This window comes from Roseovarius sp. A-2 (assembly GCF_002072155.1).
In the GTDB taxonomy this organism is placed as follows: domain Bacteria; phylum Pseudomonadota; class Alphaproteobacteria; order Rhodobacterales; family Rhodobacteraceae; genus Roseovarius.
The window spans coordinates 84,610-96,163 of the sequence record NZ_BDIY01000008.1 but is presented as its reverse complement, the minus strand read 5'-3'; the positions used below and the strand labels follow the sequence as shown (position 1 = coordinate 96,163).

General features: G+C 62.7%; 12 protein-coding genes. 3 read left to right on the top strand and 9 right to left on the bottom strand.

Annotation, left to right across the window (positions count from 1 at the left end; genetic code table 11):
• Positions 1–125 precede the first annotated feature (125 nt).
• The 8 genes from BHD06_RS11400 to BHD06_RS11365 form a co-directional block, all read right to left on the bottom strand.
• A complete protein-coding gene (locus BHD06_RS11400) occupies positions 126–611 on the bottom strand; it encodes a flavodoxin family protein (protein ID WP_080457145.1) in 486 nt (161 codons plus the stop codon).
• 82 nt (positions 612–693) lie between these two features.
• The gene (locus BHD06_RS11395) at positions 694–1,653 is read right to left on the bottom strand and encodes a DUF808 domain-containing protein (RefSeq protein WP_080457144.1); all 960 of its coding nucleotides are present in this window, start codon (positions 1,651–1,653) and stop codon (positions 694–696) included.
• Between the two features lie 181 nt (positions 1,654–1,834).
• Positions 1,835–2,827 carry an ABC transporter substrate-binding protein gene (locus tag BHD06_RS11390; protein WP_080457143.1) on the bottom strand — a complete coding sequence of 331 codons (993 nt, stop codon included), beginning with the start codon at positions 2,825–2,827 and terminating at the stop codon, positions 1,835–1,837.
• 32 nt (positions 2,828–2,859) lie between these two features.
• Entirely contained in the window at positions 2,860–3,705 is an 846-nt protein-coding gene (locus BHD06_RS11385) for an ABC transporter permease (RefSeq protein WP_080457142.1), read from the bottom strand.
• Complete coding sequence (locus tag BHD06_RS11380) at positions 3,705–4,577, bottom strand: ABC transporter permease (protein ID WP_376764849.1); 873 nt, start codon at positions 4,575–4,577, stop codon at positions 3,705–3,707. The genes BHD06_RS11385 and BHD06_RS11380 overlap by 1 nt, the downstream gene beginning before the upstream one ends.
• A 201-nt stretch (positions 4,578–4,778) precedes the next feature.
• Entirely contained in the window at positions 4,779–5,564 is a 786-nt protein-coding gene (locus tag BHD06_RS11375) for an ABC transporter ATP-binding protein (RefSeq protein ID WP_080457140.1), read from the bottom strand.
• 96 nt (positions 5,565–5,660) lie between these two features.
• Positions 5,661–7,124: a dihydropyrimidinase gene (hydA, locus tag BHD06_RS11370; protein ID WP_080457139.1), complete on the bottom strand. Its 1,464-nt coding sequence runs from the start codon at positions 7,122–7,124 to the stop codon at positions 5,661–5,663.
• An 80-nt stretch (positions 7,125–7,204) separates the two neighbouring features.
• A complete protein-coding gene (locus BHD06_RS11365; protein ID WP_080457138.1) occupies positions 7,205–8,455 on the bottom strand; it encodes a Zn-dependent hydrolase in 1,251 nt (416 codons plus the stop codon).
• A 138-nt stretch (positions 8,456–8,593) separates the two neighbouring features.
• On the opposite strand from BHD06_RS11365, the gene BHD06_RS11360 reads away from it, so the two are divergent.
• From BHD06_RS11360 to BHD06_RS11350, 3 genes are all read left to right on the top strand, one after another.
• Positions 8,594–9,238 carry a TetR/AcrR family transcriptional regulator gene (locus BHD06_RS11360; RefSeq protein ID WP_080457137.1) on the top strand — a complete coding sequence of 215 codons (645 nt, stop codon included), beginning with the start codon at positions 8,594–8,596 and terminating at the stop codon, positions 9,236–9,238.
• Between the two features lie 82 nt (positions 9,239–9,320).
• A complete protein-coding gene (locus BHD06_RS11355) occupies positions 9,321–9,941 on the top strand; it encodes a TetR family transcriptional regulator C-terminal domain-containing protein (RefSeq protein WP_080457210.1) in 621 nt (206 codons plus the stop codon).
• A gap of 24 nt (positions 9,942–9,965) precedes the next feature.
• Positions 9,966–10,196, top strand: coding sequence for an N-(5'-phosphoribosyl)anthranilate isomerase (locus BHD06_RS11350; RefSeq protein ID WP_080457136.1), 231 nt, complete (start codon positions 9,966–9,968; stop codon positions 10,194–10,196).
• A 52-nt stretch (positions 10,197–10,248) separates the two neighbouring features.
• Here BHD06_RS11350 and preA read toward each other — a convergent pair whose 3' ends face one another.
• Complete coding sequence (gene preA / locus BHD06_RS11345) at positions 10,249–11,553, bottom strand: NAD-dependent dihydropyrimidine dehydrogenase subunit PreA (protein WP_080457135.1); 1,305 nt, start codon at positions 11,551–11,553, stop codon at positions 10,249–10,251.
• Between the last annotated feature and the right edge of the window lies 1 nt (position 11,554).

Below are 11,554 nucleotides of genomic sequence, written 5' to 3'. Positions count from 1 at the left end.
GAGTCTATGGGGTCGGGAATGCGACGAGTGAGGCTAGAAATCACGCTCAAGTTGATTTGATGATACTAAATATATACCTGCACCACGTCATCGCCCCACACGGCTATTGGGGCCGCCGTCCCGCCTCAGAACATCCCCATCGCCAGACCGGCGGCCAGCGCTTGACCGATCTCGCGGCACTGTGCCAGGTCCGCGTCGGGGATCGACTTCGGGGCTAGGATCGCGTCCGGGGTCTGGGCGTGTGTGCAGATGATCAGCGGCTCCTGAACCGCGCGCAGCCGCCAGCCCTGCGCGATGCGAGCGGTCTGGCGTGCGGCGCTCTCGCCATCCGACCCGGCGCAGACCATCTGCGCATAGGCGCGCCCCTCGATCCGGCCCAGCACGGGATAGTAGCATCGGTCGAAAAAGTCCTTCATCACGCCGGACAGCGCGGCCAGATTTTCCGGCGCGCAGAAGAGATAACCATCGGCATCCAGCAGATCATCCGGCCCAGCCTGCTCGGCGGGCACGAGGCAGGTCTGAATTTCCTCTCGGGCGGCTTGGAATGCGGCCTCTGCCATCTGTTGACTGCCGCCGGTGCGCGAGTGGTAGACGATGAGAAATTTGGCCATGCAACGCAGGTTAACCGTGATTGAGGCAGGTGACCACAGGTAGTGCCGGGCGCGCTTTGGCGTCACGGTTCAGGGCAAGGCATCACATCTTTTCCGGGAACAGCCATCCCGAGACCGGAACGATCGCCCGGTTGACAAGCGGGATCAGCGCCAGCCCGGTGGCCAGCCCGATGATGCCGTCCAGCCCGGCTGTCACACCCCATGTCACGAACCCGCCGGCGGTGCCGACCGCCTCCGCCGCCCATGTTGCGGCATGCTTGATCTGCTCATAGGGCAGGTGCCAGCCCAGATCGTGCAGCCCGTGCACGAGGATGCTGCCCCCGACCCAGAGCATCGCCACCGTGCCGATTGTGGCGATCCCCACCATCACGGAGGGCATCGACTTGACGATGCCGCGCCCCATTGCCCGTGTCGCGGCGAGACGGCCTTTCGCGCGCAGAAAAATTCCCAGATCGTCAGCCTTTACCAACAGCGCCACCGCGCCATAGACCAGCGCCGTGATCCCGATGGCCACCACCGCCAGCGCCAGCCCCTGAACCCAGAAACTGTCGATGTCGATCTGCGACAGCGAAATGGTCATGATCTCGGCCGACAGAATGAAATCGGTCTTGATCGCGCCCTTGACCCGCTGCTCCTCGAGATGCGCGGCGTCGAGCGTCTTGGCCTGCTGCGGCCCCTTGTCCTTGTGCGGCACGATCAGGTGCCAGACCTTTTCCGCACCCTCGAAAGACAAATACGCCCCGCCGATCATCAGAAGCGGCGTCAGCATCCATGGCAGAAACGCCTGCAACACCAGTGCCACGGGCAAAAGGATCACCAGCTTGTTGAAAAACGACGCGCGGGCGATCTTCCAGACGATGGGCAGTTCGCGCGCGGCGGGCAGCCCGGTTACGTATTTTGGTGTCACGGCGGCATCGTCGATGACCACGCCAGCCGCCTTGGTCCCGGCCTTGCTGGCTTGTGCTGCCACATCGTCGAGCTGTGTCGCCGCCAGCTTGGCAATCGCCGCCACGTCGTCGAAAAGGGCCAGTAATCCGCTCATGACAGTCCTTGGCTTGGTTCGTTGCTCCGACAGCCGACCTTTTCGCAAGAACCCGGACTGCGCGCCAACGATGTCGCAGTTTTGCGCAACGTTCAAGGTGCCTGCCTGTCGAGTGATTGCGCGCGGGGTGCACTCGTTTCGAGCAGGTACGGTCGGGTACCAGCGGCACCCGACCGCGCGCTCAGTTCAGCGCCTTGTCGGTGATCTCATGCGTCCAGGCCCCGTCGCCCGGATGCGCGGTGATCACTGGATCCGACCCGCCCGACAGCAGCGACTCGACCGTACGTTCGAAATCCTCTGGATCGAGCGCGCCGTTTGATCCGGAGGTCAGCTTGGCGATCTCCTGCATCATCCGTGTCTGATGCTTTTCGGTCTGCGCGCCGGTGGCATCGTTGTCGAGCACGATGAGCGCGGCCTCCTCGGGATTCTGCTCGGCCCATTTCCAGCCCTTCATCGAGGCCCGCACGAAGCGCACCAGCTTGTCCACTTCCGCCGGATCGGACAGCTTGTCCTCATGCACATAGAGCCCGTCTTCCAGCGTTGCCGAGCCCTGATCTTCGTATTTGAAGGTGATAAGCTCGTCGGGTGTGATCCCTGCGTCGATCACCTGCCAGTACTCATTATAGGTCATGGTCGAGATGCAATCGGCCTGGTTCTGCAACAACGGATCGACGTTGAAGCCCTGCTTGAGCACGGACACGCCATCCTCGCCCCCGTCTGTGGGGATGCCCAGCTGGCTCATCCAGCTCAGGAACGGAAACTCGTTGCCGAAGAACCAAACGCCCAGGGTGCGCCCGGGGAAATCCTCGGGGCTCTTGACGCCGGTGCTCTTGAGGCAGATCAGCATCATCCCGGAAGATTTGAACGGCTGCGCGATATTGACCAGCGGCAGCCCCTTTTCGCGCGCCGAGAGTGCGGCGGGCATCCATTCCACGGTCACATCCGCGCCGCCGCCCGCGATCACCTGCGTGGGTGCGATATCGGGGCCGCCGGGCTTGATCGTGATGTTGAGGTCTTCGTCCTCGTAAAAGCCCTTATCCTGCGCCACGTAATAGCCCGCAAACTGCGCCTGCGTGACCCATTTGAGTTGCAGCGTCAGGTCATCGGCAGCCTGTGCCATCCCCGCCCACAGCCCCGCCGCGGCGAGGCCAATCGTTGTTGCCAATGTTTTCATGTCGGTCTCCCTTGTTGTGGTTTTCGTTTACGTCATGAACGGCCCTGTTGCGATGGGTGCCAGAATGTCACGCGTTTCTCCAATAGCGCAACCGCGCCATAGAAGGCCGAACCGGCAACCGCCGCAACGACGATCTCGGCCCACACGAGATCGAGCGCCAGTTGGCCCACCGAGGTCGAGATGCGAAAGCCCATGCCCTTGATCGGAGATCCGAAGAACTCGGCCACGATGGCCCCGATCAGTGCCAGCGTCGAGGCGATCTTGAGCCCGTTGAAGATGAAGGGCATCGCCGCCGGAAGGCGCAGCTTGAGCAGGGTCTGGCCATAGCCTGCCGCATAGGTGCGCATCAGGTCGCGCTGCATCGCGCCTGCCTCCTGCAAACCCTGCACGGTGTTCACCAGCATCGGGAAGAAAACCATCACCACGACCACCGCCGCCTTGGACTGCCAGTCGAAGCCGAACCACATCACCAGAATGGGGGCCATGCCGATGATCGGTAGGGCGGCGACGAAATTGCCCACCGGCAACAGGCCCCGCTTGAGAAACGGAAAGCGATCAATCGCCACCGCCGTCAGAAACGCCGTGCCGCACCCCAGTACATAGCCGGTGAGCGCGCCCTTGATGACGGTCTGCACGAAATCCTGCCACAGGATGTCGGATTTCGCCGCGAAGGTCACCGCGATCTGTGTGGGCGGCGGCAGCAGCACCGGAGAAATCTCGAGCCCGCGCACCAGCGCCTCCCAGATCAGAATGATGGTGATCCCAAAGATTGTCGGCACGGCCAGCCGGGTGGCGCGCGTCGCGGGTCGGTCCGACAGGCGGTGATTGATCCACCAGCCGAACGCCCAGGCCAACAGACCGAAGATCAGCCAGCCCATCACGCCATCCCCATGCGTCTGAGGGTCATGCGCTGCACCAGCCCGATCAGCCCGACCAGAACGGCCGCCAGCGTCGCCGCCATGATCAGTGCGCTCCAGATCTGGATGGTCTGGCCGTAATAGCTGCCCGCCAGCAGGCGTGCACCCAGTCCCGCCACAGCCCCGGTCGGCAACTCACCCACGATCGCGCCCACCACGCTCGCCGCCATGCCGATCTTGAGCGAGGTGAAGAGATAGGGCATCGACGAGGGCAGCCGCAGTTTCCAGAAGGTCTGCGCCGGGCTGGCATTCCAGGTCCGCATCTGGTCGAGCTGCATGGTAGCGGGGCTGCGCAACCCCTTCACCATGCCGACGACCACGGGAAAGAAACTCAGATACATCGAGATCATCGCCTTGGGCAGCAGCCCCGAAATGCCCACCGCATTGAGCACCACGATGATCATCGGTGCGATGGCGAGTATCGGGATGGTCTGGGATGCGATCACCCAGGGCATCACCGACATGTCCATCGTTCGGTTGTAGACGATGCCGATGGCCAGCGCGACCCCGAGCGCGGTTCCGAGAAGAAAGCCGAGCGCGGTGGAACTGAAGGTGATCCAGCTGTGATAGAACAGCGAGCGCTTGGAAAAGCCCCGCCCGGCCAGCACCATCGCACCGGTGGTCTGCCAGATCTCGACCGCCACCTGATGCGGCGCGGGCAGTTTTGGCTTGTCCTGGCTCCAGGTTGCCTCAACCAGCGCAGGTAGGCTCAGTTCGTGTCCCGCCCGCGTCGCCTGATCGCGCACCCATTGGGCATTGAGCGCCACGGCGGCAGCATACCAGATCACGAGAATCGCCGTGACAATGGTCAGAACCGGCAGGAGATTGCGCATCACGCCCCCCCTGCCTTCACCGTTCTCAAAATACTCAAATCCCGGCGCTGAGATTGAGCGCGAAAATTGAGTATTTTTAGAACAATGAAAGGAATTGGTGGTCTTTTGGGGGCACGGAACAGGCTGGAGAGCCGATGACCGTGAACGGTGAAAGTCCCTCTCCCCGGAGGCGGGGAGGGGGCATTATCCGGGCGTGCGCTCTCAGACCTCATCGCCATGCCCCGCGCGCAGCCCGTCCCGTACCCGGTGGGCGATCTCCAGGAATTCGGGCGTCTCGCGAATGTCGAGCGGGCGCTCTTTCGGCAGCGGGCTTTCGATCACATCGGTGATCCGCCCGGGGCGCGGGCTCATCACCACGATGCGGGTGCTCAGATAAACCGCCTCGGGGATCGAATGGGTGACGAAACAGATGGTCTTGTCGGTGCGGTCCCAAAGCTGCAACAGCTGCTCGTTCAGGTGATCCCGAACGATCTCGTCAAGCGCGCCGAAGGGTTCGTCCATCAGCAGGATGTCGGCGTCGAACGCGAGCGCGCGGGCGATCGAGGCGCGCTGCTGCATACCGCCCGACAACTGCCAGGGGAATTTCTTCTCAAACCCGGCGAGATCGACCAGTTCGAGCACCTCACTGACGCGCCGGGCCTGTTCCGCCTTGTCATAGCCCATGATCTCCAGTGGCAGGCGGATATTTCCGCCGATCGTGCGCCAGGGATAAAGCCCCGCCGCCTGAAACACATAGCCATAGGCACGGTTGCGCCGCGCCTCTTCGGCGCTCACCCCGTTGACGGTGATGCTGCCGCCGGTGGGATGCTCGAGATCGGCCATGCAGCGCAGAAAGGTGGTCTTGCCACAGCCCGAGGGGCCGATGAAGCTGACGAAATCGCCCTTGCCGACATCAAGGCTCACATCCTTGAGGGCATGCACTGGCCCGTCGCCCGTCTGAAAGGTCAGCGACAGGTCTTGCGCGCTGATCACTGTGTTGCTGCTCAAATTTCATCCCCTGCTGGCCCGGATGCCACTGCGCCCGGCTGGCCTGTCATTGTCAAGTGGGGCGCCCCGGGATCGCCGCGGCACGCGCCGGTTTTTTCAGATCCCTGCCGGAATGTTCAGCGGATCGCGATGGATCATCTTGGGTGCGGTCAGCGCCTTCCACTTCGACAGCGCCTTGTGCGCCGAGGGGAAAGCCGGACGCGGCACAAACCGGCCCCGTCCCGGCTGCGGTTGCGAATTCTGGCCCCAGGCCCAGATCACCTCGCCCCGGCTGAGGGTATAGCGCGGCTGCGCTGTCACCTTGAACCCCTCGAAGACGTTGTAATCAAGGATCGAATGGTGGTTGGCGGGGCTGATCGTCTTGCTGATCTTCGGGTCCCAGACCACGATATCGGCATCCGCCCCTTCTACGAGCGCGCCCTTCTTGGGATAGATGTTGAGGATCTTGGCGACATTGGACGAGGTGACGGCGACAAATTCGTTCATCGTCAACCGGCCCGTCTCGACCCCATGCGTCCAGAGCACCGCCAGCCGCTCCTCCAGCCCGTTCGAGCCGTTGGGGATGAGGCGGAAATCCTCCCGCCCGGCGCGTTTCTGCTCGGTGGAAAATGCCGCGTGATCGGTGGCCACCACCTGCAACGACCCGGCCTGCAACCCGGCCCAGAGCCCGTCCTGATGCTCCTTGGAGCGAAACGGCGGCGACATCACGCGGCGCGCGGCATGGTCCCAGTCGGTGTTGAAATACTCGGATTCGTCTAGCGTGAGAAACTGCGCCAGCGGCTCGCCATAGACGCGCATGCCCTTCTGCCGGGCGCGCCGGATCGCCTCATGCGCCTGCTCGCAACTGACATGCACGATATAGAGCGGCACGCCCGCCGCATCGGCTATGCAGATCGCCCGATTGGCGGCCTCGCCCTCGAACTCGGGCGGGCGCGAATAGGCGTGGCCCTCGGGCCCGGTGATGCCCTGGTTGAAATATTTCTCCTGCATCTCGGCTACCAGATCGCCATTCTCGGCATGCACCATCGGCAGCGCGCCCAGTTCGGCGCAGCGCTTGAAGGAGGCGAACATCTCGTCATCCTCGATCATCAGCGCGCCTTTATAGGCCATGAAATGCTTGAAGGAATTGACGCCCATGTCGACGGCATCCTTCATCTCGTTGAAAATGGTCTCGTTCCAGCCGGTGATCGCCATGTGATAGCCGATGTCGGAACAGATCTGCGGTGCGGATTTGCGGTGCCATTCGCCTATTGCGTTCTTGATGCTGCCATCGGCCCCCGGCAGGCAGAAATCGACGATCATCGTGGTGCCGCCACAGGCGGCCGCCCATGTGCCGGTCTCGAAGGTCTCGGCGGCAGTGGTGCCCATGAAGGGCATTTCCAGATGGGTATGCGGGTCGATCCCGCCGGGGATGACATAGGCGTCGGTCGCGTCGATCGTCTGGTCGCCCTTGAGGTCAGGGCCGATCTGCTTGATCGTCTCGCCCTCGATCAGCACATCGGCCTTCCAGGTGCGGTCGGCGGTGACGACGGTGCCGTTCTTTATGACTTTGGTGGCCATTGCGTGTCTCCCTGTCTATCTGCCTTCCCGGGGTTTCATCGTTCCGACAATACTCCGGGGGTTTGGGGGCTGGCCCCCAATCACTCCACGATCTCCGCCGTCTCCAGCACCGCGTGCAGCAGCACATCCGCCCCTGCGCGCGCCCAGTCGGGGGTGATCTCCTCGGCCTCGTTATGGCTCAGCCCGTCCTTGCAGGGGCACATCACCATGGTGGTGGGATAGACCTTGTTGATCCAGCAGGCATCGTGCCCGGCCCCCGAGACGATGTCCATATGGCTGTAGCCCAGCCGATCCGCTGCCTCGCGGACGCGCCCCACCAGCGTTTCGTCAAAGGCGGGCGGGTCGAAGAAACCCACCACCTCGGATCTGAAATTGACGCCCACATCGGCACAGAGCCCCGGCGCGGTCTCGTTCAGTTCCGTGACCATCGCCTCCAGCGTCTCTAGCACGTGAGAGCGGAAATCGACGGTAAACACCACCTTTTCGGGGATTATGTTGCGGCTGTTGGGGTAAACGTCGATCTGACCGATCGCACCCACGGCATTGGGCTGATATTGCAGGGCTATCTCGTGCACCAGTTCGGTCACCCGCGCCAGTGCGCGGCCCGCGTTGCGGCGCATATACATCGGTGTCGATCCGGTATGCTGGCCCTTGCCGGTGACCGTGCATTCGATCCATCGCAGGCCCTGACCGTGGGTCACGACGCCAACCTGTTTGTTTTCGGCCTCCAGGATGGGCCCCTGTTCGATATGCAGTTCGAAAAAGGCGTGCATCTTGCGGTCGCCCACCTTCTCGGGGCCTTTCCAGCCGATCCGCTCCAGCTCGTCGCCAAAGCGTTTGCCCTCCGCATCGACCCGGTCATAGGCCCAGTCCTGACCCAGCACCCCGGCGAACACGCCCGAGGCCAGCATCGCGGGGGCAAAGCGCGTGCCCTCCTCGTTGGTCCAGTTGGTGACGACGATGGGATGCCTGGTCCTGATATCCAGGTCGTTCAGCGTTCGGACGATCTCCAGCCCCGCCAGCACACCTAGCACCCCGTCATATTTGCCGCCCGTCGGCTGCGTGTCGAGGTGAGAGCCCACATAGATCGGCAGCGCCTCCGGGTCGGTGCCCTCGCGCCGCGCAAACATGTTGCCCATCTCGTCGACGCCCATGGTCAGCCCCGCCGCCTCGCACCAGGACTGGAACAGCGCGCGCCCTTGGGCATCCTCGTCGGTCAGGGTCTGGCGGTTGTTGCCGCCCGCCACACCGGGACCGATCTGAGCCATCTCCATGATGCTGTCCCACAGGCGATCGCCATTCACGTTCAGATTCGGTCCCGGTGCGGTCACATTTCGTCTCCCTTGTCGGTCGCCGCTCCGGGGGCTTTTGAGGGCCCTCTTGCCAACGGCTGCATCCTGACCATATGGTCAAAAACCAGAGCATCACAGGCTGACCAACCGGTCAAGAATTTTTTAGGGTTTTCGCCCATGCCGCAGGCCAATCGCCCAAGCCGCAAGCACGACATCCGCCAGGAGAACGAGCGGCAGATCCTCGACGCTGCCGAGAAGGTCTTTGCCGAAGCCGGATTCGGCGGGGCGACGATGCAGCTCATTGCCGATCTGGCAGGGCTGCCCAAGGCCAACCTGCATTACTATTTCGCCACCAAGGAGGCGCTCTATCGCCAAGTGGTCCAGAGCATCTTTCAAGATTGGCTGAAGGCCGCGGACAGCTTCGATGCGGCGCCCGGTCCGGTCGAGGGGATCGGGGCCTATATCGACGCCAAGATGGAGATCAGTCGACGCCACCCGGCAGGATCGAAAGTCTGGGCCTCCGAGGTCATGCACCGTGCGCCGGTCATTCAGGACTATCTCGAGACGACGCTGGTCGAATGGACCGAGGGCCGGATTCGGGTGATTCGTCGCTGGATCGACGAGGGCAAGATGGATGCGATCGACCCGCACCATCTGCTCTATATGCTGTGGGCCACCACCCAGCATTATGCCGATTTCGGTCATCAGATCGAAACCCTTAATGGCGGTAACCCTCTTAGCGAGGCGCAATGGCAAGCGGCGAAGGCGTCGGTCACGTCGATCATCCTGAGGGGGATTGGTGCGACGAAAAGAGAGGCATGATCCGGTCCGCGCCCGGATCCGCGACTTTCCCCAGCCCGGAAAATGCCGCACTGTGGCAGGATTGCCCTGAATGGAGCCTTCGATGACAGACGCCCGCCCGGATCGAAAACCCAGCCGAATTCAGCAAAGAAACCGCAAGCGCATTCTGGAAGCGGCGCTCGATGTGTTCTCGCAGCAAGGCTATCGCGGCGCGACGCTGGACCAGATCGCGACGCGATCGGGGCTCAGCAAACCCAACATCCTCTATTACTTCAGCGGCAAGGAAGAGATTCATGTCACCCTGCTCAACCAGCTCATGGAGACATGGCTGGATCCGATGCGCGATATCGACCCTATGGGCGACCCGTGCGAAGAATTGCTGCGATACGTGCATCGCAAACTGGAGATGAGCAGGAAATACCCCCGCGAAAGTCGGCTATTCGCCAATGAAATCTTGCAAGGCGCGCCGCGCATCCGGCCGCATCTGGAACGCGAGTTAAAACCGCTGGTCGACAGCACGTCGGCGCAAATCGAGCGATGGATCGACGAGGGCAGGCTCGCTGCGGTCGATCCGATGCATCTGATCTTCTCGATTTGGGCCACGACGCAGCATTACGCGGATTTCGAGGCGCAGGTGCAGCTTCTGATGCGCGACCGGCCGCATCGTGATGGCGCAGCGGATTATCTGGATATGCTTTACCGGCGGTTGCTAACCCCGCATTAGCCAACAGCGGCGCAGGATCGGCACATGCAGATGATGACCCGGAAAACGCCGCCGGAGGACTGGCTCAACCAAATGTTCGCGGCCAAGGCCGCCCGAAAGGATACCGGGGTGCGGAGCTCGATTCCCTGGGTGGATCGCGAGGTCGGGCGCGACCGCTTCCAGCGCGAGGTACGACAGCGCGGCTTTCACCTGATCGAGACGGCGGATCAGTATATCGTGGTCTGCCACAACGGCCCGGTCCGTATTCTTGTCTGAGAAAATTCACGAATTTTCTCAGTTCAGATTCTTCGACGAAAAATCTCCCGCCTCATTCCGCGGCGCAGGTCCCGGGATTGTTCGGATGTGTCGTCCAGTTGGCATAGGTCTCGTCGACCACCTTGCCGGTGCGCGCATCCAACGTGCCTGGTGCCAACTCTTCCATGGTGATGCAGCCCTCGACTGGGCACACATTCACACACAGATTGCAGGCCACGCATTCGCTGTCATCGACGTCGAACACGCGGTCCTCCGACATGGTGATCGCCTGATGCGAGGTATCCTCGCAGGCTGCATAGCAGCGCCCGCATTTGATGCAGAGCGCCTGATCGATCCGCGCCTTGGTGACATAATTGAGGTTGAGATCCTTCCAGTCGCAGAGATTGGGCACGGCCCGGCCCACCAGTTCGTCCACCGATGAAAAGCCCTTTTCATCCATGTACTGGCTCAGTCCCGATACCATCTCCTGCACCACCTTGAAGCCATAGGTCATGGCTGCGGTACAGACCTGCACGTTGCCCGCGCCAAGCGCCATGAACTCGGCGGCATCGCGCCAGGTGGTGATCCCGCCGATCCCGCTGATCGGCAAACCGGCAGTGGCCGGGTCGCGCGCGATCTCTGCCACCATGTTGAGCGCGATCGGCTTGACCGCCGGGCCACAATAACCGCCATGCGCGCCCTTGCCATCGATCGTGGGTTGCGGTGCGAAACTGTCGAGATCGACCCCGGTGATCGAATTGATCGTGTTGATCAGGCTGACCGCGTCGGCCCCGCCGGCCTGCGCGGCCTGCGCGGGCTTGCGGATGTCGGCGATATTGGGGGTCAGTTTGACGATTACCGGCAGGTCAGAATGCGTCTTGCACCATTCTGTGACCTGCTGGACGTACTCCGGCACCTGACCCACGGCGCTGCCCATGCCGCGCTCGCTCATCCCGTGCGGACAGCCGAAGTTCAGCTCGACCCCGTCACAGCCGGTTTCCAGCACTTTATCGAGGATGGCTTTCCAGCTTTCCTCGTTCACCGGCACCATCAGACTGGCGACCAGCGCGCGGTCGGGCCAGTCGCGCTTGACGCGGGTCATTTCCTCGAGATTGACCTCCAGCGGGCGGTCGGTGATCAGCTCGATATTGTTGAGCCCGAGCAACCGCCGATCCGCCCCCCAGATCGCGCCGTAACGGGGGCCGTTCACGTTGACGACTGGCGGCCCCGCCTCGCCGAGGGTCTTCCAGACGACCCCGCCCCAGCCCGCCTCGAAGGCGCGGCGCACGTTGTATTCCTTGTCCGTGGGCGGTGCCGAGGCGAGCCAGAACGGGTTGGGGGACGTGATCCCCGCGAAGGTCGTTGTGAGGTCTGCCATG